Source organism: Blautia ammoniilytica (genome assembly GCF_025566965.1).
In the GTDB taxonomy this organism is placed as follows: Bacteria; Bacillota; Clostridia; order Lachnospirales; family Lachnospiraceae; genus Blautia_A; species Blautia_A ammoniilytica.
Genome location: NZ_JAOQJL010000007.1, coordinates 103,827 through 130,252, shown reverse-complemented (window position 1 = coordinate 130,252; position 26,426 = coordinate 103,827). Strand labels below are relative to the sequence as shown.

General features: G+C 42.2%; 26 protein-coding genes. All 26 read right to left on the bottom strand.

Annotation, left to right across the window (positions count from 1 at the left end; genetic code table 11):
• Window positions 1-118 precede the first annotated feature (118 nt).
• Window positions 119-1,018: a hypothetical protein gene (locus OCV61_RS05260; RefSeq protein WP_155176904.1), complete on the bottom strand. Its 900-nt coding sequence runs from the start codon at window positions 1,016-1,018 to the stop codon at window positions 119-121.
• A gap of 166 nt (window positions 1,019-1,184) precedes the next feature.
• Window positions 1,185-1,916: a Qat anti-phage system TatD family nuclease QatD gene (qatD, locus tag OCV61_RS05255; protein ID WP_173021885.1), complete on the bottom strand. Its 732-nt coding sequence runs from the start codon at window positions 1,914-1,916 to the stop codon at window positions 1,185-1,187.
• Entirely contained in the window at window positions 1,906-3,267 is a 1,362-nt protein-coding gene (gene qatC / locus OCV61_RS05250; protein WP_087308395.1) for a Qat anti-phage system QueC-like protein QatC, read from the bottom strand. Before qatC ends, qatD begins: the two co-directional genes overlap by 11 nt.
• A complete protein-coding gene (qatB, locus tag OCV61_RS05245; RefSeq protein WP_140393162.1) occupies window positions 3,264-4,082 on the bottom strand; it encodes a Qat anti-phage system associated protein QatB in 819 nt (272 codons plus the stop codon). Before qatB ends, qatC begins: the two co-directional genes overlap by 4 nt.
• Before the next feature lie 12 nt (window positions 4,083-4,094).
• A complete protein-coding gene (qatA, locus tag OCV61_RS05240; protein ID WP_087308393.1) occupies window positions 4,095-5,972 on the bottom strand; it encodes a Qat anti-phage system ATPase QatA in 1,878 nt (625 codons plus the stop codon).
• Window positions 5,973-6,173: 201 nt separating this feature from the next.
• Window positions 6,174-7,508, bottom strand: coding sequence for a recombinase family protein (locus tag OCV61_RS05235; RefSeq protein WP_158420913.1), 1,335 nt, complete (start codon window positions 7,506-7,508; stop codon window positions 6,174-6,176).
• Window positions 7,453-8,733 (bottom strand): recombinase family protein, encoded by a 1,281-nt coding sequence (locus OCV61_RS05230; RefSeq protein WP_158420910.1) that lies wholly within the window; start codon window positions 8,731-8,733, stop codon window positions 7,453-7,455. The genes OCV61_RS05235 and OCV61_RS05230 overlap by 56 nt, the downstream gene beginning before the upstream one ends.
• Entirely contained in the window at window positions 8,724-9,140 is a 417-nt protein-coding gene (locus OCV61_RS05225) for a recombinase family protein (protein ID WP_155176900.1), read from the bottom strand. Before OCV61_RS05225 ends, OCV61_RS05230 begins: the two co-directional genes overlap by 10 nt.
• 167 nt (window positions 9,141-9,307) lie before the next feature.
• Window positions 9,308-10,795 (bottom strand): N-acetylmuramoyl-L-alanine amidase, encoded by a 1,488-nt coding sequence (locus OCV61_RS05220; protein ID WP_243142485.1) that lies wholly within the window; start codon window positions 10,793-10,795, stop codon window positions 9,308-9,310.
• A 1-nt stretch (window position 10,796) separates the two neighbouring features.
• Window positions 10,797-11,216, bottom strand: coding sequence for a phage holin family protein (locus OCV61_RS05215; protein ID WP_155176898.1), 420 nt, complete (start codon window positions 11,214-11,216; stop codon window positions 10,797-10,799).
• A gap of 71 nt (window positions 11,217-11,287) precedes the next feature.
• The gene (locus tag OCV61_RS05210) at window positions 11,288-13,756 is read right to left on the bottom strand and encodes a glycosyl hydrolase family 18 protein (RefSeq protein ID WP_330382884.1); all 2,469 of its coding nucleotides are present in this window, start codon (window positions 13,754-13,756) and stop codon (window positions 11,288-11,290) included.
• The gene (locus OCV61_RS05205) at window positions 13,753-14,334 is read right to left on the bottom strand and encodes a hypothetical protein (RefSeq protein WP_155176896.1); all 582 of its coding nucleotides are present in this window, start codon (window positions 14,332-14,334) and stop codon (window positions 13,753-13,755) included. The genes OCV61_RS05210 and OCV61_RS05205 overlap by 4 nt, the downstream gene beginning before the upstream one ends.
• Window positions 14,335-14,336: 2 nt before the next feature.
• The gene (locus OCV61_RS05200) at window positions 14,337-14,537 is read right to left on the bottom strand and encodes a hypothetical protein (RefSeq protein WP_135990351.1); all 201 of its coding nucleotides are present in this window, start codon (window positions 14,535-14,537) and stop codon (window positions 14,337-14,339) included.
• Between the two features lie 12 nt (window positions 14,538-14,549).
• Window positions 14,550-17,093, bottom strand: coding sequence for a phage tail spike protein (locus OCV61_RS05195; RefSeq protein WP_158420909.1), 2,544 nt, complete (start codon window positions 17,091-17,093; stop codon window positions 14,550-14,552).
• Complete coding sequence (locus OCV61_RS05190; protein ID WP_155176894.1) at window positions 17,093-17,866, bottom strand: distal tail protein Dit; 774 nt, start codon at window positions 17,864-17,866, stop codon at window positions 17,093-17,095. Before OCV61_RS05190 ends, OCV61_RS05195 begins: the two co-directional genes overlap by 1 nt.
• A 14-nt stretch (window positions 17,867-17,880) precedes the next feature.
• The gene (locus OCV61_RS05185; RefSeq protein ID WP_155176892.1) at window positions 17,881-20,508 is read right to left on the bottom strand and encodes a phage tail tape measure protein; all 2,628 of its coding nucleotides are present in this window, start codon (window positions 20,506-20,508) and stop codon (window positions 17,881-17,883) included.
• 12 nt (window positions 20,509-20,520) lie between these two features.
• Window positions 20,521-20,682, bottom strand: a complete 162-nt coding sequence (locus OCV61_RS05180) for a hypothetical protein (RefSeq protein WP_155208334.1) — start codon at window positions 20,680-20,682, stop codon at window positions 20,521-20,523.
• A 14-nt stretch (window positions 20,683-20,696) separates the two neighbouring features.
• Window positions 20,697-21,110 (bottom strand): hypothetical protein, encoded by a 414-nt coding sequence (locus tag OCV61_RS05175; RefSeq protein WP_021869604.1) that lies wholly within the window; start codon window positions 21,108-21,110, stop codon window positions 20,697-20,699.
• A gap of 35 nt (window positions 21,111-21,145) precedes the next feature.
• Window positions 21,146-21,760 carry a major tail protein gene (locus tag OCV61_RS05170; RefSeq protein ID WP_021869605.1) on the bottom strand — a complete coding sequence of 205 codons (615 nt, stop codon included), beginning with the start codon at window positions 21,758-21,760 and terminating at the stop codon, window positions 21,146-21,148.
• Window positions 21,761-21,776: 16 nt separating this feature from the next.
• Window positions 21,777-22,130: a hypothetical protein gene (locus OCV61_RS05165; RefSeq protein WP_021869606.1), complete on the bottom strand. Its 354-nt coding sequence runs from the start codon at window positions 22,128-22,130 to the stop codon at window positions 21,777-21,779.
• On the bottom strand, window positions 22,127-22,558 hold the full coding sequence (locus tag OCV61_RS05160; protein ID WP_021869607.1) for a hK97 gp10 family phage protein: 432 nt from the start codon (window positions 22,556-22,558) through the stop codon (window positions 22,127-22,129). Before OCV61_RS05160 ends, OCV61_RS05165 begins: the two co-directional genes overlap by 4 nt.
• The gene (locus OCV61_RS05155; RefSeq protein ID WP_021869608.1) at window positions 22,546-22,872 is read right to left on the bottom strand and encodes a phage head closure protein; all 327 of its coding nucleotides are present in this window, start codon (window positions 22,870-22,872) and stop codon (window positions 22,546-22,548) included. The genes OCV61_RS05160 and OCV61_RS05155 overlap by 13 nt, the downstream gene beginning before the upstream one ends.
• Window positions 22,872-23,147 (bottom strand): head-tail connector protein, encoded by a 276-nt coding sequence (locus OCV61_RS05150; protein WP_021869609.1) that lies wholly within the window; start codon window positions 23,145-23,147, stop codon window positions 22,872-22,874. Before OCV61_RS05150 ends, OCV61_RS05155 begins: the two co-directional genes overlap by 1 nt.
• Window positions 23,148-23,164: 17 nt before the next feature.
• Window positions 23,165-24,361, bottom strand: coding sequence for a phage major capsid protein (locus OCV61_RS05145; protein ID WP_021869610.1), 1,197 nt, complete (start codon window positions 24,359-24,361; stop codon window positions 23,165-23,167).
• A gap of 14 nt (window positions 24,362-24,375) precedes the next feature.
• On the bottom strand, window positions 24,376-25,092 hold the full coding sequence (locus OCV61_RS05140) for a head maturation protease, ClpP-related (protein ID WP_155176890.1): 717 nt from the start codon (window positions 25,090-25,092) through the stop codon (window positions 24,376-24,378).
• On the bottom strand, window positions 25,089-26,399 hold the full coding sequence (locus tag OCV61_RS05135) for a phage portal protein (RefSeq protein ID WP_158420908.1): 1,311 nt from the start codon (window positions 26,397-26,399) through the stop codon (window positions 25,089-25,091). The genes OCV61_RS05140 and OCV61_RS05135 overlap by 4 nt, the downstream gene beginning before the upstream one ends.
• Window positions 26,400-26,426: the final 27 nt, after the last annotated feature.

Here is a 26,426-nt window from a genome sequence, read left to right as displayed (position 1 = left end):
GAACAACCGTCTCAACGTGCGGTGAAAGTTACTTCTTATACTAAATAGCGAAATCGTCATCTTTTGCGAAAAGGTTTATACCCCTCTTATGGGGATAGCCTTTACCCCCACTTCTGTATCACTTATCTGTGATTCTGTTCTTTAAATCCATATCATTCATCCAGTCTTGAAAAACTGAATAATTTTTTACATCTTCTCCAGCAGCCTTTATTCTATCCTCTGCTTTCTTTTGTTGTGCTACACTCATAGCTTCAGATGCTTTCTTTGCTGTTTCCATGATATGTATTAACTCATTTCCAAAAACACTCTGTATCTGCTGATCTTTCGCTTCAATACGCCCCACGCCATTCAAAATCTCTGTATTATTCCATACTTCTCTTTGCCCTTTATGATAAAGAGTAACAAGTATTACTCCCATCATATTTGTTAAAGTACCATAGGTCTTTTCATCTTCGTAACAAAAAGTGTAACTACCTATCCCTCTATGAAAAGTCGCATGCAGTTTCAAATCTGCAAAATTGCTCGCACCAACAGATAATTCTTTTATGTCATCAAAAAAGAAAATGTGATTTTCTATTTTCCCTAAATCATTACGTTTTCCTCGCAGGAATTCATTCATTATTTTTTCAGATTCAATCAAACATTCCAACGCATCTATACCAACCACTGAATTCTCAACAAAATCTAAAATATCCAAATAAAGACTTCTCCAATTAACAGAAGTTATAAAGTAAGCCAAATTCTCATCGTAGTCAAAAATAGTTTTCTCCTTTTTTAAATAAGGATGAAATATTTTGTTAGCAAACCAAGTTTCTTTTTCACTAAATAAATCCTCGCAATCTCCACACAACATGTACAACTTCTCGCTATCCTGTATGGTTTTGTTAGGGTTCTCTGTACTCCGAATATTACCTATTGCTGTTTTCTTTAATGTCCTTACAGCCATCTTTGGCACTGTATGGCTCAATTCCAATTCTGCTTCATTTCCACACAATGCACATTTTGTTAAGTTATACATTTAAATCACCTCTAAGCATACTCGCACATTTATCATACCATATCCAACATCTTTCACTATCATAGAAGATTAAGTAAAAGCCAACCAGAAATTGTGACTCCTATTAGTATCCTTTCTTAGTAGCACGTCATCAGTTAGCCTTTATCAATGTTTCTTCATTAAATATTCAGTAGCAAAACACTTCTTTTGAATTCTTATTAATTATATCAGATATGTCGAATCCAATTACATCCGATATCCTCGACATGGTTCTTTTGAGTTCCTTTTCTATTTCATCTATGTGTTGAACTTTGAGTGCAAATGGTGCATCCGTCTCTAACAACACATGATCAATTGGTATAGCTTTTATCACTTCCATTCCCGATTTTGTTTTCAACATTCCCGGATTTATTGAAAAGTAGCATCCCAATTCAATCGCTTTTTCTAATTGTGGCATAGAACCTGTAAACCAATGAAATATATATTTATTACTCTTTTGTCTTTTGTATGTTCTTAAAATTTCAATTACCGTACTTGTCGATTTAAGTGAATGAATAGAAATCACTTTTTCACTGTATTGTTCACATAACTTAACAATCTCACTAAAAATATTTATTTGTAATTCTTTGGTCTGAATATATCCTTTACTAAAATCCAATCCCACCTCACCAATATAATGGCTTTTTTCAATGAGAGATTTAAATAACTGCATATCATCATAGCCACTAGATACTAATTGCGGATGCATCCCTAAACCAACATGAATATTTCTAGCATTCTTGCAAAATTGTATTTCTCTACTATATGCCTTCGGTGTAGTTCCAACCGCAAATAAATTCATATCAGAATTCTGTATTTCATTTATAAACTCTAGCATATTATCCATTAAATCTAAATGACAATGTGCATCATAAATCATTATTCTCATCCTCTTGTGCTAAATTATCCTGTATAAAAGCATCTACTTCTAATAATCCTCGTATATATGTATCAGCTAATTCTCTCAAATACTCATCATCCTGCGGTAATGGACCTGGCTTATGTATATAAAATAAAGCACGATTTCTATCCTGTTTTATTTTATCTATTGCATACTGGAAAGAGCGCAATTGAATTCCCATTCCTTCTGCATTTTTATTCTGCATTTCATAAATAGACGTTTCGGTATACACTGTTCCATCATCCCCAAACGCTTTATGCATTGCAGCTCTTCTAATTAAACAAGGAACACAATAACCACAATGTTGTTGACTGAGTTGTTTCCATCTTGCTTTTCCTGGTGAAGAACATGAGAATGATAATTTCATCGTCTCATAAAGAACATCCTTGTTTTTACATTCCCCTGCCATTTCTCCCTTTGTTTTATTCCAATAAGGATTTTTTACTGATAGATTTAACCCTAATCCCACTAATAATTCATTCCACAAAGAAAGATAAAATGGATGCGTTGTTCTTGTACTAAATGAACCTACTCTTGTTTCATCCAATGGTACATTCAAAGCAATCAGACCATTTTCCGGAACTAACAGTTCATTGATATTATCCATGCCAGTCATTGCAAAAAGGGCATAACCGATAAATAGGAATGATCTACTCCTTGTATTGTTATCATTACCACCTGCCGGAATATAATCACGTGGAAACACCATCCACAAATCTAACCATGTATGTAAAACATCTGGATATAACAAGTCAAATTTATTCACAATATTTTTTTGAGCATTTTTAGTAAGTCCTTCTCCAGCATGACTTATTAACAAGGTATTTTTCTTATTCTCCATCAAATTAATGGTACTTATAAGACTATCCATTCCACCAGAGAATAATGATACTTCATCATATTTATTTGATTTTTCTCTTACTTCCTCCAAATTATTAAACTGCCATGCTCTACTCGACAACGTAATTTTCCATAAATCTCCTGTAAGAAATTTTAACATACGTTCAACCGTACGAATCTGTGAGTCCCATATCTCTACATTTGATACCGGTATTTCTAGTTCAATTTCTCTCGTCCAAGAGTCCTGTCCATGCACCACTCTCTCAATTCGCGTATCAGCCATATAAACCATTGTTGCAAGCGACATGATATCAAATCCAATTTCAGAGGGATACACATTTTCTTCATATAATTTTTTCTTAATGTGGCTTAATCCATAGTTTAGTTCGCCATTAGAAAGCATAGGGACATCAACAATAACTGTGCCATCCATTTTCTGCGAATCTATATTTTCAATATCATAATTTGCTCTTAATTTATATCGACTCATTCATTTTCACCTGCACTTACCATAATTTCAAACGCTGCCTTATACACCCGGTCCACTATTCTTAAAGAATCACCTTGTCGAATATTTCCAGCCTTGATATCTAAATTGATAACAGCATCCGATACAGAACCCTTAACAAAATCCTTCATTTGAACAATTAATCTGTCTGATATAGCTCGTTCTTGCGGCAACAATATAATCTTGTTACCAATATCATTCGTGATTCTATTAAATATCGCATTTGCCATGGTGCGTTCCACAATCACCATAATCTGCTCTGAAGTCAAATCCTCAAATTTAATTGTAGCTATTTCTGGTGATTCTTCGATTGCGGAAATATAAGCCGACCTCGCAATGCCTTCATCTTGTGGTCCCCCATCTGGACAGATAAAGTCTGTAATAGCTATAAATGCGTCACTAGCTGTCTTATGTGAGAGATTCTCTATAGAAAGATACTGTTCAACAGCCCTTGCACCACCTGAAGCAAATACACCTGCAACATTTAATAATCTTGCAGAACTGCTTCTAGCAGCTCCCATTCTCTGTGTCGCATTTGAACTACCACCCAAAGAATTTCTTATGTAATTAGAGACACTTTTACGGCCTAAACTGCTATCCCGTCCTCCTGAATTTATATACCTCGTGAACTCTCCTCGTGGTGTTCTAAAGCGATCCACATCACCCACTGGTGGAATTTGACTACCATCGGGACCAAGTCCATTTTCATTTTGTGGATTTACATCTGGTTGCTCTAACCATGACGGTACCAAAGGTGTTCCACCTTTTTGTCCTCCATTATGTGTTGATGTTCCCATTTATTAATTACCTCACATCTTCTTTAAAGCTGCTTTAACAATTGCCGTCCCACTGCTTTTCAATTTATCAAAATATTGATTTACTCCTTTTCTTTCATCACAATCTTTTGGAATTGCTTTATCCCAGCCATGTATAATCCACACTCCAGCCTTATCTACAGGAATAGCATCTATAAAATCAACTAAACTTTTACGGAGTTCCGGCTTATTCTGTACCAATACAATCAAACCATCAATCCCTTTTGGTTTCATATCAAATTGCCCTTTTTCCATAATTTTTTGAGCAACAATTCCGAACACTTGATCTGATTCTTGATTTGTCAAATTTTTCAAATCTTCAACACGACCTACAATAATCATTTCATCTCTAAAAAGTAGCTCAACTATTTCTGATAGATCATTTTTAGAAGTTTTACCTGAAAAATAATCCATTTTTTCTTTACATGCATAATAATACGGTCTTAAGTCCTTATCTGTAATTTCTGGTTCTGTAGTAATCCACTTCCAAATCTTGTTTAAATCATACCATCGCTCTTTTGCTTCTACTGTTTTCTTATCTTCGACCATAGTTTTTATATCAGCTAGTATTTCAGGAACTTCATCCCATTTCCCTTCAGAATCCAAATGATTAGGTAATGCCTTATAAAAATCTGGTTCATAGTATTCTGCCAACATCATCTTTGCCAAAATCGCAAGTTCCAGTTCGTCTCCAAAGCCACGATTCTTAGCAATCTCATAACGTAACAAGAGCATATTTACAAACCTTTTTATCTTTCTAGGATTTCCATCTGTATTTTGTGCTAATAAATGGCATATTTGAGTGGCAATTAATACTTCCTTCGATGACTTTTCATAATCATTTCCAAGAATTTCTTTCACGTCATCAACCGTAAGACTTTCTACATTCCAAGGCTTTCTGATTCTAGATAATCCCTCTTCTCTCAGCTTTTTATAGTTTTCATTTTCATCTGGCAAAACAGAACCCACCATAAGAAGCATTATGTATATACACGCTTCTACCTCACCTAATGCTGGAATTCTAAACGGAACTTGAATCAACTTTTCCAAATACTTATTTGCAAAGGCCTCACCTGCATTAAACTTATTTTCATCTGTTGCATCGGGAAAATGTTTTTTAACCGCATAGCGAATCATTCCCTCGTCTGCTGCAATTACAAATGCTGTTTTTTCCGTAAACATAAACAGTCTTACAGCCTCTAACGTATTAATCGCCACATCAGGTAAACATCTGTCAAGATCATCAATTAAAACAATAAGTTTCTCAATAGCTGCATCTTCTAGCAGTTCGGCAAAATTTTCCTGAAACTCTGAAAATTCTTTATTACTTGATATGTCCTCTGTGATTTTTGCGTCACTTAAATAACCTCCAATAGATTCAATTGCTCCAGCAATTCCCTCTTCTGTAGTTACGGTTGATTTTAAAATATCCATTGTTGAAGATAATAACGTAAGCGGTGCTGTACCTGTCGCAATTCCTAAAGCGGTTTTACCCGCAGTCTTAGCAACAGTCATCCAATTTATATTTTTCCACAGTTTTTTTAATATTTCCCCAGACTTAACGCCAAGTTTCTCTTTCTTCTCAAGCTCTGAAATAATAGAACTCATCAAAGCTACTTTTGAGTCTTCAAATCCCTGGTGTTTCCAACCGTTAAATCGGATACAAGAATACTTCTTTCCTGACACTGAAGAAGCCAGTTTCACTTCATTTTCTACCATTTCAAGAATGCTGGATTTACCAGCACCCCAGTCCCCATGAATACCGATAGAAATCGGTTGTTCTTTACTATCCTTAATAAGAGAAACTATTGTCTTTGCTATTGCTTCATTATTAAGTAAATCAACTTTGGTTTCATTATCAGATAAAATCATATCTTCAACCCCTTCATTAATTTCAATTCATATCCTCACTAATAACTGTAGCAAGTAACGGTTTGTATAATTATATATATTAAAAATACTCAACACCTTAATTTCTACATTATTTTACCATATTCCCATTTATTTTACCATCTTCAAAAGAACAAGAAAAAAAGCCGATCAGGAATCGCAACTCCCAATCGGCATCTTTTCTTACTCTTCTTCATTTTTACATTCAATCTCCATTCCGTCCAGGAACACCACCAACAATGTTCCATCCTCAAAAACCTTGATGTGGTCCAGTGTTTTCAGCATGAAGTCCGTATCCATCTCTGTCAGAGGTTCTGCTCCATCGGTGTATTCTATGAACTTCTCTGCCCGATAACCTTCCAATAGGTTCTCGCTCTGCAGCTGTTCTGTCCACTGCTCCATGAAATCCTCTCGGTTCTCCACCAATGCGTTCCAAGCCATCAGATAAGCCTTTATCAGCGTTTCTTCCTCCACATGGCGATTGACACATCCCATGACTCCTTTGACCTTGTACCGTTCACTGCATTGCCATACCTTACGGTCAACACCCGTGCTGCTCCGCCAGCCTTTCCGTGCAAAAACCTTATTGCAGTCTCCACAAATTATCTTGGATGCAAATGGATTGCTTTCCGGCCGGTGGGAATAGGAGTTTGTCCCATGCTCCTCCAGATACTTTTTCCTGCGTTTTATTTCAAGCTGTACACATTCCCATATCCGCTTTGAAATGATGGCATCATGGTCATCCTCCACATAAAACATCTGAATTTCCCCTTTGTTCTGCGTCCGTTTCTTGGTGAGGAAATCCACCGTATAACTTTTCTGCAGCAAGGCATCACCCTTGTATTTTTCATTTTCCAACATACTCATTAAGGTTGTGGACTGCCACTTCGTACCGCCATCCCAATTTTTCACGCCTTCTCGTTCAAAAATCCTCTTGATGTAATCGGTTGTTTTTCCGTCCAGGAATTCCTGATACAACCGAATTACAATCGGCTCCTGTGTCCTGTTGATTACCAGCTTCCCCGTTTCATCCGTATCGTAGCCAAGAAAACGCTTTGTACTCATTTTGTGTTTTCCTGTTTCAAACCTTCTACGGATTCCCCATGTGCAGTTCTCTGAAATGGACCGGCTCTCATCCTGTGCCAGTGAGGAAAGAATGGTCAGCAGCACTTCGCCCTTTGCATCGAGGGTATTGATATTTTCCTTTTCAAAAATAATCCCTATCCCTAAATCTTTCAATTCTCGCACATAGTTCAAGCAGTCCAGCGTATTTCTTGCGAATCGGGAAATGGACTTGGTAATAATCATGTCTATTTTCCCCGCCCTGCAATCAGCAATCATGCGGTTGAATTCATCCCTCTTTTTGGTATTGGTTCCCGAAATTCCTTCATCCGCATAAGTCCCTGCATATTCATAAAGAGGATTTTCGCTAATATAATTTGTGTAATAATTGACCTGATTCTCATAGCTTAATAACTGTTCTTCTTGGTCGGTTGACACTCGGCAGTACGCTGCCATCTTCAATTTCTGCACTGACTGTGCTGTTCCTGATTCCGCAGTCAAAATCTGCTTTGCTGGTATAACAGTAATGTTTCTTGCCATTTTTAACCACCTCCTCAATCACTGTCTGTTCCGTAATGTTCAAACCTTGCAATTCGGCATCATCAATCCTTATCCCTTTACATGCCTTGACTCCTTTTTCAATGTAGGTACTGCAAAGCCATTGGATTTTCTTCTTGTAAACCTGTCTGCGCCGGAGTGTTTTTCCGCAGTAAGGGCAAATCAGCATTCCGCTTAAGGGATAGCGGTTTTGGAACTTCATTGTGCTGTCCTGCCCGATATTCCTGTCACGCTTTCTCTGTTCCCTGACTTCCTGCACCTTTTCCCATACCTCCGGCGATACAATTGGTTCGTGATTTTCCGAAATGTAATAACTCTGCACTTCTCCGTTGTTTTTCCTTGTATGGTTTCTTTTGTTTTCAGGGGTGTAATACTTCTGCAGATGAAAATCCCCTTTGTACTTTTCATTGCAAAGCATCCCATTGATGGTCCCGCTCTCCCATGTTGTTCCCGTCACTGTTTTCACGCCCAGGTAATCAAGCAGCTCCCCAATCCTTGACGAGCCGACATTCAGCAGATAAAGGTCAAAAGTCAGACTGACAATTTCCGCTTCCTTTCTGTTCACAATCAAATCTCCATATTCGTTTTTGTCATAACCGAGGAAGCGGGATGTGGTAATCATCACTTCTCCTCTCTCAAACTTCTTCCGAATGGACCATTTATTGTTTTCACTCATGCTTCTGCTTTCTTCCTGTGCAAAAGAAGCGAGGACGGCAAGCATCATCTCACCGTCCCCTGATAGAGTGTTAATGTTCTGTTCTTCAAAAAAAATACCGACACCCAGTTCCTTCAGTTCCCTTGCGAACTTTAGAACGGTGACGGTATTTCTAGCAAACCTCGATATGGATTTTGTAATAATTAAGTCAATCTCTCCTGCCCTTGCCTTTTCCATCATTCTCTGGAACTGTGGGCGGTTCTCACAATAACCGGATATGCCCTGATCAGCAAATACTCCGATAAATTCATATTCCGGATTTCCGGTAATCATTCTCTCATAAGTTTCCATCTGGTTTTCAAGAGAGTCTTCCTGTCTTCTGCTGTCTGTGGAAACTCTGGCATAAGCACAAACCCTTTTCTTTTGTAAGACCGAAGCTGGTCGTTTGTTAATCACTTTTACTCGCACGTTACATCACTTCCTTCAAAAAACCTTTTCTTAAACTCTTGAATTCTTCGGAAAATGGCCTGCGCATCCTCTACCTTGTCAATACACACCACTTCCACATTTTTCTTACTGCAAATCAGCATGAACTCCATAAACTGTCCCCAGTTACGGGCAATCGTGGCAGCCCTCATGGTAACCACCACATCTATCTTCTTTGCTGCGATTTCCGCTTTCAGACGATTAAATTCTTTTCTGTTCGGGTCGGCTCCTGAAGCTTCCTCAAAGAATATCTGCAAATCCCATTTCTGTTTTCCATATTCTTCTTCCAACCGTCTCATTACATCGTCCAGATATTTTTCATAGTCTCTGTCACGATGGTTGACTCTGCAGTAAAAAGCTACTCTATTTATCGTTCCTGCAATCACCATATAAATAAGTACTCCTTTCGTTTTTGGTAGTATATAAATCACTCTAAATCCCTGTAAAGTCAAGCAATTCTACGGTTTCCACCCACTCTTTTTTCACTCTGTCCAAACTTGTCAGGAGCCGAAAAAAGCAGCCGGACAGAAACCTGTTGTCTCTGTCCGGCTTGCTTCTAAACCCTCTCGGTATAATCCAGTGAAATCCATCCGTCACGATTTTTCTGATAAGATTTCAGAAGCCCCCAAAGGCTCGCACCCTTGCCTTCTGCTTCTTCCACAATAGTGAAAGCACCTTTTCCGGTGTACTTACCTGTTTTATCGTAGTCTGTTCCCGGACCCTTGCGGATGTTCAAATCTTCGATGGATACTCTCACAAGATACGGTGTAAATGTATCATTGGAATAAATCACTTTACCTGATTCATCAAATACGGAATATCCCTCATTTTCATCCGCACACCTCTTGGCATTTTCCAAACTGTGAAATGCACCCTTCTGTGTGGCGGCATCTGTCCATGTCTTACGCACACGATACCAGACTTCCTCCGGTTCTGTTGTCTCGCTCTTAATTCCAATCATTGTATTTAAGATTGTAATAATCTTTGCACCATATCCGGCTCCTGCTGCCCACCCCTTTCCGTCTGGATTTTCTTTCTGTCCAAGCCACTCCACATATTCCGCACAGCCTCTTGTGACATACTTAAAGCGTGGATCAACACATTCACTCTTTAAATCCACTGTGGAAGCATAGGCTTTCAAATGCTGAACCTGCGCCCTGATACCAAGCTGTGGTGTATCAAAGGGATTTCCTTTCATTCCATTTGAAGTCACTCCCATGCCGCAGAAATTATTCTGGTCGAGTGTAACTGCAGAACCGGAGAATCCAAAATTACCTGTTTCCAGACAGGACTGTGCAAAGGCAATATCACCACGGACACCCTCTGCCTTTCCTTCCAAAAGATAAAGCGGAATCATATCAACAACCGACTGTGCAACATCTGGATTCTTTTCTTTAATATAAGCTGTCATCTGCTCCACCGTTGCCACTGCGTTACCCATAATCTTTGTAAGAGCAGTTTCTTCCTTTTTCGTTACTCCATAATAGGAAGCAATACATTCTGCTTCCGCTTTGGCGAGCTTCTGCAGATTACTGTCACTGGAAAGCCATTTTGTTGCTCTTGTATTGGTATGGAATGAATGCTCCAGAATAATACCCGGTGTTCCTACCGCATTTGCTCCACGAAGCACTCCATAGTATTCTCCGTTTGTACCCTGACGTGTTGCGGTTCTTCCACTCTGTGCAGTTCCCATCACTGCCTCCACAACCTTTGCCAGCTTTAGACCAATATCCGTGCTGCTTCCATTTAAAAGGACATATGCCACCGGATAATCCACATTTTCGTTTACAACATTGCCTACAGCATTGGAATGGACAGAAATAAAGAGGTTGCAGCCCTTGGAAGCCGCACCTCTTTCATACAATGCTCTGTCCGTATTCTGATTTGTCCTTGTGGTTACCACACCGATACCAAATGCCTCCAACTCCTTCTTAAGATAATTATGAAGTTTCCAAGTCATGTCCGACTCATAATAAGACGAAACCGCAGGGCTGCGGTTGTATTTACCGTAATGCCCTGCGTCCAGACATACCTTTATTGCCATATTACTCATCCTCCTTTTTCTCATCAGCTTCTTCGTGCAGCTGCTCCAATACCTCTTTCAGCTTCTTTGGAACCGGAAGTCCGATAAGGGCAACATTCTCAATAATGGAAATTCCCTCATTGGATAAGTAAAAGAAAATGACTGCGGTGCGGAGTACACTTCCGTTCTGGATGACCTGCGTATCAAGCACATGGCCGATACCTACCAGACAGAAGATTGCCACCTTTTTGCAGATGCCTTTAAAACCAACCTCGCTGGATACCTTTTTCTGTACGAATGCTGCCATAAGCCCGGTGACATAATCGATGACCACAAACATAAGGAGTGCATACAGAAAACCATCCAATCCTCCAAGAAACCAACCCATAAAGCCTCCTATTCCTGCAAATACATACTGCACTGTTGTTACTGCCTGTCTCATAACTGTTACCTGCCTTTCTTTGTTTTTTGGTATGAAAAAAACAGCCCGCAAAAGGCTGTTTGATTCCAAAACTATATCTGATCTGGCATACTGTCCCATAACCTCATATCTTCCTGACCAAGACTCCATATTGCAATCCCTGACACGCCATAGGTGTATGCTGCTTCATTTGCCCAATAGACAATACTGTCCACATCGGAGTAATACATAATAGAAAAACCATCCGCATCTCCAAGATACATCCTCGAAAGCCAGACATTCAAATCATGTGGTACTACCTTCATTTCATAATCGTTGCCACATTCCAGTGACATTTCATGGGAATGGAAAAAGTCGTAATCCATAGAAATATCCTGGCTTCTTGTGCTGATTTCCTCCACATCAGAATTGACACGGAACAATTCAAATTCATTATCCCATGAAATTCCGGTACGAGTACATCTTCCAAAAGTAGTCTGCTTTCCATCCGGGAAGGTAATATCAAAACACTCATAAGGTTCATAATACCATGCATCACCCAGTCGCAAGAGGTCACACACCACTCCCTTCTCCGCCATGAATCCCACATATCCAGTTTCTGCAGTAATGGTTGCTGTAAACCTTAGTGTGTAGGCAGCACCGGAATATACCCTTACCTTATTTCCACGGATTCTCATTTCCACGGTATATAGGCTTGGATTACTCCGTAAATCTGCATTTGAGGTCTTACTGAAAGAAGATGCATAGCTGCCAAGTTTCTTACTTCCCTGATACAATTCCACACACTGGGTATCGTAATTTATACAGCAGAAAATGCTTCCAAGAAACACTCCTGCCTTACCACCTCCCGATGATTTAAAGGCAAATCTCGCCCTCACATGGATTTCAGAAAATCCGGTGTAATCCAGTGCTAGTTTTCCACTGCCTTCCAGCTGCGAATACTTACGGACACGGTCAGAACTTTCATCCTTCCAAATCTTCCACGAACCGTCAAGCACTGTAAAATAGTTGGTAGGGATTTCTGAATAATCACAGAAATCTTCATACCATACAAGCGCACTTTCCGGCTTTCTGCGAAGTACCTCTGCAGTAACCTTAAATGCCCTATCGGGTTGTACCATTTCTCCGTTCACATCCATGAATTTTCTTGGCTTCAATCCATAGTACACTTCCCCGGCAGTCGCTTTCTGTGAAAAATCCGAACATACCCGAAAGCCATAAAAAACCACCCCAGGCACTCCACCGGACACAGTAATGGTGTGCTTTCCTGCTGACAAGCTGACTCCACTTTTTAATATCCTCCAGAATTTTTTTCTCCAATATAAGAAATACATCCTTGATTCCGACAGCATCTGACTGTCCCCATCAAGACTGATTCCGATGCTATTCTTATCCCATCTTGGATAGACTATCTCAACTGCCACATCATATGTTCCGGCTGTTGGTACTTCAAATGTGTATTTCAGCACCGCTTCTTCATCCAAAACAGACGCATATCCTTCCCCAATGACTGCATTGCCAGAATAAGAATCCGGCACACCATCTCTGTCAACGCTGATTGTTCCAAAGGATACCTCCTGCTGTTTCAGATAGGTTGTAAGATATTTTCTGCCACTATAGGTTTCTTGCTTTGTCGGCTCTGCTATTTCCCTGCTCGTATCCCATCCTTCCATGAAGTCATACACCTGAAGCAGTCCCCAAGGGACCATATCCGTCCAATCCCAATAAGAAAAGAACGGTATAAATGGTTGCGGTGGGGCATCCCCTGTATGATTATATAAGCCCTCCATCCAATATTTCGCAGCATAATAGGTAAGGCTTGTTCCCCTATAAGTCGTGCCAAGATTCTCCGTAGTATCGTATATCTGCCATCTCCATCCATATCCAGGAAGTCCCATCATGATTTTGTCCGGGTTCATTGCATTGGCAGCATAACTGTAGATGCCTTCAAGCCAGCTTCTCGGAGATACCGGTCCCGGTGCTGAACCCGCCCAACTCATACCATAACTCATGATTGCTGCTGTGTCGCAGTATGCATCCAAATCGGCATACACGCACCAATTCTCGCCGCCAACCGAACCGCCAACACTGGTCATACCCGGAAGGCAGATATTTACATGAAGGTTTGCTCCCTTTGCTTTTACAGTAGAGTAAATCCGTGAGAACAGCGCATTTGCCTTTGTTCGGTTCGCCAACTCCCCTCCACGTTCCAAATCAATATCTATCCCGGAACACCACGGATATTTGTCAATAATTCTCACGATTTCTGAAAGGAACGTATCCTGTGCGCCATTCGTATTCTCTCTGAGTGCTGTAAAAATAGATGCAGTACCATGATTCATAATGGTCAGAAGCCATTTAATATGTGGCCACTTCTTTACATAAGGAAGGATGGTACTGACCGCAGTTCCCGTCTCGCTGATTGTTCCATCTGCTGAAACCTCAAAGGTAAAAACACCAACATGAGACAGCTTATTTCCTTTTTCTCTTAACACCTGATGCATTCTCGTATTTCCCATGAATGTCCATGCCATGACATTTCGGTTACTTGCCCTTCTCACATCCGTTTTCCTCCAATCCCGTATGCCATCTCCTGAAAAGACATGCGTACAAGTGCTGACTTCCTGTCCTTTACTTTAATCTGATGTTTACTATCCCCTGCTGCCGAATAAGAATAAAATCCATCAGCCCTAATCCTGCTTCCATTCCTTGTTGCCACCCTTGCATCAGCATTAATTTCAACAACATCATCTTCCAAAAAACCACTCTGCAGAGTCAGCTTGTGACTTCCGTAATTATGAGCCACACTCATGTCTCCTGCTGCCATCGTATCTTTTGGAATGATGTGATAATTCAGCCCGGCTGATACTTCTCCGTCATTGGTAATCACTGCTGTAACACCGGAACGGACAATCCCATTAAAAAAGCGGACAGGTGTTATCTCCCCATCCACACGTTTTTTCTGCAAAAGTTCCAGATTATTTACCACATACCCGGTCAGCCATTTACCTTCCTGAAACATGATATCTGTTATATAAAAGGTTCCGGTACAATTCTCTAAAATTACATTTACGGTAGCCTTTGCCACCTTCTTTTCTTCATGTGTATTGATTGTTCCGGCAAATCGAATAAACTCCATCCTCACACCTCCTGTGCATCAAAGGTGTACCTCTGTTCTGACACATGGGAAACCCATGCGGTTGCTACCGAACCGCCCTGCAGCATAACATCCGTAAAACGCACGGTTCCTGTACAGTCCTGCACCACTACCCTTACCGTCAGTTTTTTCACTTTTTCTATTCCGGTAACACTGACCGCTCCTGCCGACCTCGTAAAATACATGGTGCATTCCTCCTAATACAACTCTACAAATCTTGTTTCTTCCGAACCATCCTCATATTCAATGATAAGTTCAATGCCAACCCTTCCATTCGCTCCCTTTTTCAGATTTTCAGTTACTATGCTTGCCGATACTGTGTAACTGCTTCTGGTAGCCGGATATACTTCCTGTGACAGTGTTTTTGTGGTATTCAACGCTCCCACACACTTAAAACTTGCATTGCCGGAAGCACCGTTTTCTCCATCCACCTCAAAACCTGAATTCTGCCAATAGCTGAATCCATCATCTGCTCTGGAATTCAGCAGATGGTTGTTTACCACCAAATCCTTCATCTCCTGTCTGTCCAGCAAATCCGATGAGGAAAGAGTATCTGCTGCCTTCTCCCACGAAGCAGATGAATCACCCAGTTCTTTTAACTTGGTGGAAAGCTCAATGACTGTCTTCCACGGCTCTTGCACGTTATAATCCATACGAATAATTCTCGTGCTGATTCGGATTCCCAAATCCTTATCATCCACGGTTACCACATCTCCGATACCGAAACTCTCATGCTCCCACCCAGTCAGTACAGACAGATCCATTACCTGTATGACATAAGAAATACTCGGCTTAGAATAATCTGCCAGTCGCATTTCGGTATATTCAAGCATCTGATATGGATTGGTAAAAGAGGAACAATCAAGCGTTGATACCCTGATTTCTGAAGAATACTCCGTATTCTCCACATATTCCTTTCCATTATTGATACTTGCAAAGGTCATACCATCTGCACCATAAGCATAGAGTCTTGTCACAAGACTTCTGGTATCCACCACCCGCTGTATGGATTTCATATTTTTACGATAGGCAAACACAGCACCACTGTTACTTCCAGATTGTGTCAGAAGGCTGACCTGTTTATTTACATTGTCAAACTCCAAATCACCACCATAAATGGACTGAATGGTACGAAGCATGGAAAGGGCATTTTTATCCGTGGACTGCCAGGAACGTTTCGTTGATACCGTTATTTTTCCAACACTCCATCCGGTTCCCTGCAGTGCATAAGCCATCGGCTTTTCTGCGGTTTCCGCTTCATATGTCTGTTCACTTTTCTTTTCAGAATATGCAAGGTCATAAAACGCAGCTTCCGCATAAATGCTCGTTACCGTCTTTCCGTCCTCACCCTTATCATCCGTGACTGTTCGGATACGGTAAATATCCTTAGTAATCTGCAGTTTCTTTTCATTATCGAGATATGATCGCTTCCCATCTTTGAATGGAATAGAAAATTCCAAATAGTCAGAACCGTTCAATTCACTCGTAACAATAATGTCATAGGCATTTTCTAATACTGCTTCCCTGATTCCACCATCACTTAACACCACCGGCCTTGCATATCCCAATTTAGAATAGGGGGCCTTTGGTGTCTCGTATATCTGAATTGCACTCAGTTCCGGTGTCATAGACGTATCTGTTGTAGAAAGCGTCATCTGTATCTGAATGTATCTTAAATTTGGAGATTGTATCACTCCATCCGTTCCAACCGCTTCCCAATCTGAAAAAGATACATCTTCCAAAGAGTCAGATGTTCTTGTTTTGACTTCCGAAATGGATGTAATCCCTGCATCCACCGTACCGACAAGCTGTATCTTTCCCTCTCCGGCAAGACCACCTTCCCCAAGGTCTAAAATCCTTGTATAAAGGACACCGCTTTCTGCATATACACCGTCCGTCTGCTTTAAGGTCACACTGCCCGGATTTGATATGGCATCCACAGACGAGTCCACATCTGCACCATTTGCTAACAGACCGGAAAGAAAGTGTGCTTCCAAATCATCAATTGTCAGATTAGAATCCGTTTCATAAAACCAATCATCAAATCCTCCGGCAAAGTAGTAACTGTCTGCATACATTCCCATGACGATATCTGCAGTACAGGAAGGATTCAGTTCCCCGGTAAAAGAACGAATTGCTGTCTTAAACACATCCCCTGTGCTTCTGTCACAAACAAGGCTTTGTACAGTCTTTGCCTCCAAATCAATGACCGTTCCAATAAAATACGCACCATTGTTTTGCAGCACCACCCCCATCGGGTCTGGCTCGATAACGTCATAAATCAGCGTACCAGAAGCATCATAAAGCATATTTCGCAATCTTCCTGAACGAAGGGAAAGATAAAACAGAGGATTTCCCGGACCGCTTCTGGTACTGAAAATAGGTACAAATGTTGTCCCTACCGAATAAGTAGTTGGGTATATCCACCCTCCTGCCACGATTCTCTTTCCCAATTCTGTGAAGAAATCCCCTGTATTCGTTGCCCTTAGATGTGTTTTTTCCGTTGCTGGATTTACGGTATTGAACCGAAAAAATTTCCCAAGTTTTCCGGCACGGGTAGATGCTGTTGTTCCCGACCATCCATTGATGGTAAAATTTCTCGCATGACCGGACGAATCGTGTAGCGTTGTATCATCACCACTCGGTGAATCATTCATTTTCCACTGTGCCTGTGTATTGGCTGTTTTCCGAAATTCGCCTGTGAAATCTTCGGTTGCATTTACAAGCAGTTTTAATCCCATTACACCCACCTGCTCCTTCCCTGTATCGTAAGTTCCGTAAAGGTTGCACCACTTACAGAAACCAGAACCTCATTACCGCCCGGATTCAGTTCCGGGAACACCAACTCATCAAGCTGTGAAAGAGCGTTCCGCAATGTTACCCCGGTATTGGAATCCACAACTTTAGCCGTCAGCTTTGCCGTATCAAGTACAAAGGTTTCTCCTTCCGCAAGTTTTCCTTTTACACGAACCAACTCCCCATTTACTTCGATATCCACATAAGAAGAGGTGCTGTCCATAATCGCTTTTAATTCAAAAATCGGTTCAGATATAAGATTTCCCTTTTGTCTGTTTACAGTGGTCTTGCCCTCTGCTGCGATAGAAAACACCTCATCCTCTACGGCATAACCGAATGGATCAGGACAGATAAACTCCAAAGAAAACGTACCTGCTGTCCGTGATACTCTTTCCATGCTGATTTCCGTATTCAGTCTCGCCATAAAATATCTGTCCGGATATTCATCAAAAATCAATGGCTGAACCCCTCTATACGGATTCAGCCACCCATTAATTTCATCTATTCTATGTACCAGAGCAGAAAAATCCTGCTCCGGGAACACGGAACATTCCACCGGAATGATACGCTCAGAATACTCCATTCCAAAATCCAGTATCCCTGACCTTCCCGGTATGCTTTCCGTATTATTTCTAAAAGCCGGAAGCATGGGATATCCCGTAATTCTTGCTTTCAGCTTTTTTTCCTTCGAATGAATTCCCTGAAATGAAAATCCCATGCTTCTCCTCCTTCTTAGGTGATTGGTATAATTCCCTGTGCCCTCGTTCCCGACTGCATCAGGTTATACAGTCCCTGTGATACCTTTCGAATATCATCCTCACTTCGTACTACCATCTGTGCTACACTCACAAGCGGGCCGGTATAAGTAATCACCGTTCCGCCACTTCCCGAACCGGAAGTCTGTGTATTCGCTCCCACCCTTGCATCTACATCAAAGTCTGTAGGAATGGCATTGTTAATATCCTTTGACACCTTATCCATTTCATCTGTGAAGCCCTCGCCAAGACCTTTGGCCATGTTGTCACCAATTCCAGCAAACACACGGGATGGTGAATGGATACCGAGCAGGCTCTTGATACCGCCAACGATATCCCCAACAAAACTGGAAATCTTGTTCTTTACCCACGAAATCATGGAAGAAACACCACTCCAAAGTCCGGTCACGATATTCTTTCCGACACTCACAATAGAGGTCGCAGCTTTTCCAATACCGGAAATAATGGCTGTCACGATTTGAGGTAAACTTGCCACCAGCTGTGGTATCGCCTTAACCAATCCAACCGCCAGCTGAACCACCAATTTAACACCCATCTCAATAATCTTAGGCAGATTTGTGGTTATGAAATTGATGATGGACGAAATAATCTGAGGCAAAGCAGCCACCAATTTCGGCAGTGCATTCAGAAGTCCCTGGGCTAATCCGGTAATGATGGAAAAAGCGGCATCCAGAATTTTATCCATGTTGTTCAGCAAAGTAGTGCATATTAAAATCACCGCATTGACTATGGTCGGAATCAACTGTGGCAGTGCCTCTCCTATTCCGGTTGCCAGTGTGACAATCATCTGAATCGCAGCATCGACCAACTGTGGCAAATTCGCTAAAATTCCGTTGACCAGTGTAAGCACCAACTGCAAAGCGCCCTCGGTTATCTGAGGAAGGGCGGCTATCAGTGAATTCAGAATAGTCAGCACAATATTTGTCGCAGATTCAATCAAAATCGGCAGATTTTCCAGAATCGCACCTCCGATAGAGGTCACGATATTAAGTCCCAACTCAAGGAACATCGGCATCTGCTCTGTGATAATGGCTGCCACATCTCCTATGGCTGTTCCAATTGCCACACTTATCTGACTGAAATCTCCGTTTGCTTCATTGATTGCATTTCCCAGTGTGGAAAATACATCTGTTATTCCTGCGGACATCTGGCTTACCGTTGGTAGGAACACACCCTCAATGGAGCGTTTCGTTCCCTCCAATGCAGAATCCAAATCCGCATATTTTATTTCATTAATTTGTGACAGGGCATCATAGCTTGTAGCCGCCCCATCTTTCATCCCGGCAAGCACGGGAAGTACATTTGCCTGTAAATCTTCAAACTGTGTACCGAACAGTTTAACCGCAGCCGTGTTCTTTGCTATCGGGTCATCCATATTATTTAAGGTATTCACAACTTCGAAGAAGGCCTCCTCGGCACTCTCTCCTCCGGCAGCAAACCGTTTCGTCATTTCATCTGCATTCATCCCAAGTGCCTGAAATGCTTCTATAGTTGTATTGCTTCCGTCCTTTGCCCTTAAGTTAAATTCCTTAACGGCATCACCGACTTTATCAATGGAGAAAACACCTGCTTCTGCACCATTGATAAGTCCGGTAACAAACTGATCCGCTGACAATCCCAATGCGGAATACTGTGCGGAATATTCATTTAAGGTATCGAGTAAATCCCCGTTTTGGTCTGCACCATTCTGTGCGCCGACTGCAATGATGTTATATGCTTCCTCTGCTGTCACACCAAAGTTCTTCATCAGTGCATTGGCAGCACGAGCCGATTCCTGCAGATCATATCCGAAGGTATCACGCAAAGCAAAACCGGACTCTGTGGCTTTCTGTAACTCATCCCCCACAAGTCCGGTTGTTTTCTGTACAATGGATAATCCCTCTGCTACATCCTCAAGGCTGTCACCGAAATTATTGGTATAGACCTTCTGTGCGATTGCACCAAGTTCCTCTAATTCCGTGCCTGTTGCTCCTGTGGATGCGGATATCTGATTGACAGCCTTATTATATTCATCACCCAGTTTTACCAGTTCCACGCCTGCTGCCACAACGGCAGCACCAATAGCAGCTGCCGCTGCTGCGATAGCCGTACCGACTCCTGCGACAACAGAACCGACCTTTTCGAACTTACCGGATGAATCCTCTGCCACATCTCCGCTGTCTGAGAGTGATTCTGCAAAATCATCCGTCTGTTCTTCTGCTTCCTCCATCTCCTGTCCCAGTCTGTCAATGGCATCCTCATTAGCTTTCAATTCAGACTCCATTTTATTCAAATCAGCCTGTGCATTGTTCAGCTGTATCTGCCAGCTTCTGGTTCGGCTATCCGCTTCCCCAAAAGAAGAGGAAGCATTTTCAAGTGCCGCCTGTAAAGTCTGCACCTTATTTTTCTGTGCTTCTATCTCCTTCGTCAGCACACCGTTTCTTGCACTTAAGGACTGGATGGATTTATCGTTTTTATCAAATTGCGATGTGACAAGGTTCATTTCTGAACCAAGCACCTTAAAAGCGGAGTTGATTTCCTTTAGGGCATTTTTAAACTCCTTCTCGCCCTCAACTCCCATCTTGACACCGAAACTCTCAGCCATCCAAACACCTCCTTAGATGCCTTCCGGTATGATATCCTCAATGAAAACCTCCCTCTTAGGCTTTGCAATTCCAAGAAACTGTTTGTGAAGTTCCCATTGATCCATAAGTTCGCCAAGCGGTGTCAAAAGCACTTCCTCTTCCGGTTTCCGTAACTGTGTTACTCCGATATACACGAACCGGGCAAAGCTCACTTCTGGTGGCTCTGCCCGGTCTGTGCGTTTCCCTTTTCATTTTTCTCCGGCATGGATTCCACATGACGCTTCGTGCCTTTTAACATTGCTGCCATGATTGCATCCTTATATTCTGCCAGTTCATACGGATTGGTAAGAAGTTCTATTTCATCTTCTGTAAGAAGCGGTTTCGGTTCATCCCTGTGCTGTAAATTATGGATGAGGATTTCCTGATTTGCCAACAATGCAATCAGCCAAATAACCTCTCCCAACGATTCCTCCATCGTTGCATTCTTTAACAGCTTGTCACCGAGTTTTTCCAAACCGCCATACCGCTTGGTAATATCCTTTGTTGCTTTGGTGGTAAGAATCAGCTTGTGTTCCACACCACCGATTGTAATAACCTGACTTCTATCTTCTATACTGTACATACTGCTTCTCCTTTCAAATCCCGGTTACCCGGTTTCTATGCATCCTCTTCCGATACATTTGACGCTTCAGTTGTATAAGCAGGCTCGTAAACCTCTTTATACCAGCTTCCGATAGTTGTTGTATTTACACCGGAATCATCCTCACTGACCTCCGCTTTCCACGGATGTCTGCCCTTTCCGTCCACCTTATTTCTGCGCATTACCGTTCCTTCAATGCTTGGTGTCTGGAAGTTTATGGATTCTCCCTTTGTTTCCAAATTGGTAGCCGGAACCGCAAACTTCACACGGTATAACCAGAAATAACGGTATTTTCCGTTTGCCTTCTTTGCTCTGAAGCCGACTGCTACAGGCTTACCGTCGTCTTCCGATGTGGAAACCAGTACACCATTGCTGTCAATCTCTGCACCTGTCAGTTCTGATGCTGCGGAAAGTCCGATGTCATCCACACCAAGTGTCAGTGTGCCAGAATTGAATTCCTTGATGATCTGTGCAATTCCATCATCCGCATACAGCACTGCTTCTGCAAGTTCTACAGACAACTCCACAGAAATCGCTTTTGCAAGCTGCACCGGAGTACCATAGGTTTCCTCCTCGTTTTCATCCTCTGTAATAGGCGCATAAAATAATTTATCAAGACCGATGGTTGCCATTGGCAAATCCTCCTTCCTATTCGCTTATTCCCATTACTTCAAAAATGTAATGGTGGTATTTTGTTTCTTTTTCAAACTCCATATATTTTCTGGATGTAATCGTAATGTCTGCATCCAGGAGCCTTGTAGTAATCTCATCCCTCATCTTCAGATAATTTCCTTTACAGTAAAGTGCCAGTTCAACTTCCTCTGTCTCCACGATTGGTCGGTCATCTGCACATACAGGGAAATCATCCGTTCCGGGTATGATTACCAAAAAAGTATCCGGTTGTTGAGGTTTTCCTTCCTCATCATTAACCGGATACTCCGAAACTGTCACTTTCAGTTTCATAGGTTCTAATGCCTTTATGATTCGGCTGTTCAGACTCATAATTTCTCCACCTCCGAATCCAATGCTTCCTGCATCTTTTTGATGCATTCCTTCTTCGCCTTTCTGCCGGCCGGCTTCGCCCACGGCTTGGCTGGCTGATTAGAACGACCATGTTCCAAAACAGCAGCTTTCAGTGGGTTGGGTACTCCTTTTCTGTCATAACCGATACAGCCCACCTTTATGTTCCAATTCCCATCTGCAGACTGGTAAGGTTTCGTAACAGACAGAGACTCAAGCAAATCACCTGTTGATTCCGATGGTTCTTTTGTCGCCTGACCAATAACGGAAGAAAGACTCTGTTTCGCAGCATCGTACAATGGCTTTACCCCTTCTTCCAATACCGCACTTGTGACTGCATCATAATAGCTGCCCAGTGCTTCCATCTTTCGTATGGTTTCTTCCGGCAGTTTGAATGTCATCTTTGCCATCGCGCCACCTCCCTCGCCATAATGGTAAGCATTCCGCTCCGCTTATCTCCAAGCACGGACTCAATTTCAAAAATTCTGTCCCCGTGTTTTATTCTCATGGTAGATTTAATTCCTGAACGAAATCGGATGTATATTTTATTTGTGATTTCTGCAGTCTCTCTGTTGGAAGCCATATACTCTTTACCGGAAACGGGAGCGATGTCTGCCCATACCGTATGGACTGTCATCCACTCCCTTGTTTCAAACCCGTCTGCATCCTGTGTACTTTTATAATCCTGTATTTCTATGCGGTATCTCATCCTTCCGACCTGCATCAGAATTCCTCCTTCCGCACACTGTACAGCAGAAATTTAAGCATCCTAGTCAACTCATCAAAGTCTGCCTTTTCCCTGTTTTCATATAAATAGGTCACAGCATAACGAATTCCAACTTTCACAATCTCCGGCACTTCTTCCATTTCATCAAAATCTGTTCTTACAATATCCTGGCACAGACTTTCTGCTGTCTCCAAAAGCGTCTGAATGAGGGCATCCTCTTCCGTGCCATCCAAACGCAGATATAATTTCGCTTCATCCACGGTCACAAGCATACCCTCATCCCCCTATCTTACGCAGACTTCATACTAAGCAGTTTCACAGCTTCAGGAAGAATCAGCTTTCCATCCACTCTCTGGCTTGCAAGGAAACCGACCTGTCCTGTGGTTGCATAAAGTTCATTCAGACGTTTGAAGCTTCTGCCCTCACGGTCTGCAATCCAGTAATAAGAAAAATCACCGAATGCAAGAGGTGTGGCTCCTGCTGCCACTTCCGGTGCAAATGTGGAAGTGTAATAAGGACGGTTCAAAATCATATCCGGTACACCTACAGACACAGAAGGCTGCCAGATATAATTACCGTTGGAATCCTTTAACTTACGTAGTGCCTTAACTGTGGAATCATTCAAAATCCATTTAGCCTTCTTACGGTAAGGAGCCTTTAATGAATAGAACAGATCCATGACATCATCAAATGTGATGTTGGCAGTCGTAGTTGTTACACCAACTTCTCCACCTCCGGTGGCATTGAAAATACCGACAGGTTTTCCGGCACCGTCACCAACAAAGAATGCTTCCTCTTCCTTTGTGGAGATACGTCTTGCAAACTCTTTCACGATATATGCCTGAACGTCAAATATACTATCATTTAAAAGTTCATCCGATACTTTAATCATGGTAGCAAGTTTATATGCTCCGATAGATGTCTGACCAAAGCTGTCATCAGATTCAGGGAACTGTCCGTTCTCGTCAATCCATGCTGCTTCGCCCTTACCCGTAACAATCGGAATCTTGCGGTCACCGCTGGAAGTTCTGATTACGGTTGCAAGGGAACGGAAGAAACTCTCCTCTTCCAGTCCTTCCACCAATTTTCTTTCAAACTCATCCGGCACCAGATAACCGCCCTCGGCATCTTCCCCGATGGAAAGTGCATTATTGACATCGTAATAGTTCTTCTTACGCATCGCATTCCAGAATGCAGTCTGGTATTCAGCAGATGCACGTCCGCTCCCCTTATCCCCCGGCTTCATGCCCGGCTTATCCTTGATTGGTTCGGAAGTAGCCTTTGCCAGTTCCGCATCAATGGCAGCCTGTCTCTGCAATCTCTCGATTTCTTTACCGAGTGCCACCACATCCGCTTCCATTCTTTCGTAAGTCGCATTGTCCTCTGCAGAAATCAGACCATCACTGCCCCTTCTGGAATCCAAAAATGCCTTGGCAGTTTCCCATGCTTTCTTTCTCTTTTCCATTAATTCCAATACTGTACTCATATTCATTGCCCTCCTTATGGCTTTAACAGACTGAGCCGCTTTTCAAGCTCGCTAATGTTTACCTTTTTCTCCGGCTTTCCGGGAATCAGCTTATTAAAAAAGGAATTGGTAACAGCCGACCTTGAAAACAGGATGGCTTCCAATTCCTCTTCCTTTTCTTCTTCCTTTTCTTCCGAATTTTCCTCTTTTCCCTTATCAAAGAGAACTTCATCCGCAAACCCAAGTTCCACAGCTTTCTTTGCATTGAACCAGGACTCTGCATCCATCAGATGTGAGATTTTCGTGCGGTTCAATCCGGTTTTGATTTCATAGGCATTCATAATGGATTCCTTGACTTCATCAAGCATCTCAATTGCCTTTTTCATCTCTGCTGTATCTCCAATGGCTATCGTAGCCGGGTTGTGGATCATCATCATTGCCACCGGACTCATCAGCACCTTTGTTCCTGCCATTGCAATCACGGAGGCTGCCGAAGCAGCAAGACCGTCAATCTTCACAGTCACATGACCTTTATAGTCCATCAGCATGTTGTAGATTTGGGCAGCTGCAAACACATCACCGCCCGGACTGTTTATCCATACGGTAATATCCCCTTCGCCGGATAACAGTTCGTCTTTAAATAACTTAGGGGTAACCTCATCCCCGTACCATGTTTCATCTGAGATTTCTCCATTTAAAAAGAGGGTTCTTTCCCCCTCATTTCTGACCCAGTTCCAAAACTTTCGTTTCATCGTAGACCTCCTCTGTTTCTATTGTCTGGTGGTTGCTGCGGTTCGGTTTCCTCTGACGTGCTTTTCGTTCCCTCTTTGGCAAATGCTCCTGCATCCTTCAGCTTCGTCATCGCACCGTTCACAAGATACAGATTGCCACCTTCCTCTTCCGGTAATGGATTCATATCTTCCATTTCACGGATATCGTTGGTCGACAGCCAACCATTCTGTCTGCCGATGGCGTAACCATTCATTCGGCTCTGATAATCTCCACGGAGCAGACCGTCCACATTCAACTTTATAAAAAACTCTTTTTTCTCTTCCGGCAGAAAAAGGGATTTTTTAAGTGCCTGTTCCCATCGGATTACCCACGGGTCAAGTGTGTATTTCACAAATTCCAAGGACTGCTGCTCAATATTAGAAAAACTGCTCTTTTCCAAATCACCGACCATATGTGGCGGTATCCGAAACAGCCTTGCAATTTCGTTAATCTGAAACTTTCTTGTTTCCAGGAACTGCGCCTCCTCCGGTGGGATACCTATCTGCTGGTATTTCATCCCTTCCTCAAGTACGGCAATCTTGTGGGCATTGGTCGTTCCACGATACACTGCATTCCAAGAATCCCTTACCTTTGCCGGGTCTTTCAACACACCCGGATGCTCCAACACACCACCGGGATTTGCACCATTAGCAAAAAAACTGGCACCATATTCCTCACATGCCATCGTCATACCGACAGCATTCCTTGCCATTGCAATAGGTGAGTAACCGATAAGACCATCAAATCCAAGTCCGGGAATATGAAGCACATCCTCCTGCCTTAAGATGATATCTCCCATCTTTTTCATGTTGGGATTCTCATCTGTATAACGGGAATACACATAATACAGCACTCCATTACTGTCCCTCTCCACACTCATCTTGTTTGGAAGTAGCGGATACAGAGAAAGCACCTCGCCTTTCCCATTTCGTATGATCTGTGCATATGCATTTCCCCAAATTAAAAGATGACTCATCAGCGTTTCTCTGAACACAAATGAAATCATCTCCGGGTTTGGCTCATCATGGAGCAGCGTATAAAGCGGGTGGTCACAAACCATTTCCTTCCCACCGTCTTTGTATCGATATACATGAATTGGAAGCGATGCGATTGCTTCTGACAAAATCCTCACACATGCATAAACTGCAGTAGTCTGCATGGCTGTCATTTCATTGACGCTCTTTCCGCTGGTGCTTCGTCCGAAATTGAATGTATACTCACCATTGCTGTAATTCCGTACAGGCTTATCCCTCGCCTGACCGAAACCAAACAAACTTTTTATTCTCATCTGCTATCCCTCCAATGCCTGATTGAT

Excerpts from the sequence above, each read along its gene's own strand:
- OCV61_RS05260 (WP_155176904.1), bottom strand. The coding sequence starts at position 1,018 with ATGTATAACTTAACAAAATGTGCATTGTGTGGAAATGAAGCAGAATTG.
- qatD (WP_173021885.1), bottom strand. The coding sequence starts at position 1,916 with ATGATTTATGATGCACATTGTCATTTAGATTTAATGGATAATATGCTA.
- qatC (WP_087308395.1), bottom strand. The coding sequence starts at position 3,267 with ATGAGTCGATATAAATTAAGAGCAAATTATGATATTGAAAATATAGAT.
- qatB (WP_140393162.1), bottom strand. The coding sequence starts at position 4,082 with ATGGGAACATCAACACATAATGGAGGACAAAAAGGTGGAACACCTTTG.
- qatA (WP_087308393.1), bottom strand. The coding sequence starts at position 5,972 with ATGATTTTATCTGATAATGAAACCAAAGTTGATTTACTTAATAATGAA.
- OCV61_RS05235 (WP_158420913.1), bottom strand. The coding sequence starts at position 7,508 with ATGGCAGCGTACTGCCGAGTGTCAACCGACCAAGAAGAACAGTTATTA.
- OCV61_RS05225 (WP_155176900.1), bottom strand. The coding sequence starts at position 9,140 with ATGGTGATTGCAGGAACGATAAATAGAGTAGCTTTTTACTGCAGAGTC.
- OCV61_RS05220 (WP_243142485.1), bottom strand. The coding sequence starts at position 10,795 with ATGGCAATAAAGGTATGTCTGGACGCAGGGCATTACGGTAAATACAAC.
- OCV61_RS05215 (WP_155176898.1), bottom strand. The coding sequence starts at position 11,216 with ATGAGACAGGCAGTAACAACAGTGCAGTATGTATTTGCAGGAATAGGA.
- OCV61_RS05205 (WP_155176896.1), bottom strand. The coding sequence starts at position 14,334 with ATGGAGTTTATTCGATTTGCCGGAACAATCAATACACATGAAGAAAAG.
- OCV61_RS05200 (WP_135990351.1), bottom strand. The coding sequence starts at position 14,537 with ATGTATTTTACGAGGTCGGCAGGAGCGGTCAGTGTTACCGGAATAGAA.
- OCV61_RS05195 (WP_158420909.1), bottom strand. The coding sequence starts at position 17,093 with ATGGGATTAAAACTGCTTGTAAATGCAACCGAAGATTTCACAGGCGAA.
- OCV61_RS05190 (WP_155176894.1), bottom strand. The coding sequence starts at position 17,866 with ATGGGATTTTCATTTCAGGGAATTCATTCGAAGGAAAAAAAGCTGAAA.
- OCV61_RS05185 (WP_155176892.1), bottom strand. The coding sequence starts at position 20,508 with ATGGCTGAGAGTTTCGGTGTCAAGATGGGAGTTGAGGGCGAGAAGGAG.
- OCV61_RS05175 (WP_021869604.1), bottom strand. The coding sequence starts at position 21,110 with ATGTACAGTATAGAAGATAGAAGTCAGGTTATTACAATCGGTGGTGTG.
- OCV61_RS05170 (WP_021869605.1), bottom strand. The coding sequence starts at position 21,760 with ATGGCAACCATCGGTCTTGATAAATTATTTTATGCGCCTATTACAGAG.
- OCV61_RS05165 (WP_021869606.1), bottom strand. The coding sequence starts at position 22,130 with ATGAGTCTGAACAGCCGAATCATAAAGGCATTAGAACCTATGAAACTG.
- OCV61_RS05160 (WP_021869607.1), bottom strand. The coding sequence starts at position 22,558 with ATGGCAAAGATGACATTCAAACTGCCGGAAGAAACCATACGAAAGATG.
- OCV61_RS05155 (WP_021869608.1), bottom strand. The coding sequence starts at position 22,872 with ATGCAGGTCGGAAGGATGAGATACCGCATAGAAATACAGGATTATAAA.
- OCV61_RS05150 (WP_021869609.1), bottom strand. The coding sequence starts at position 23,147 with ATGCTTGTGACCGTGGATGAAGCGAAATTATATCTGCGTTTGGATGGC.
- OCV61_RS05145 (WP_021869610.1), bottom strand. The coding sequence starts at position 24,361 with ATGAGTACAGTATTGGAATTAATGGAAAAGAGAAAGAAAGCATGGGAA.
- OCV61_RS05140 (WP_155176890.1), bottom strand. The coding sequence starts at position 25,092 with ATGAAACGAAAGTTTTGGAACTGGGTCAGAAATGAGGGGGAAAGAACC.
- OCV61_RS05135 (WP_158420908.1), bottom strand. The coding sequence starts at position 26,399 with ATGAGAATAAAAAGTTTGTTTGGTTTCGGTCAGGCGAGGGATAAGCCT.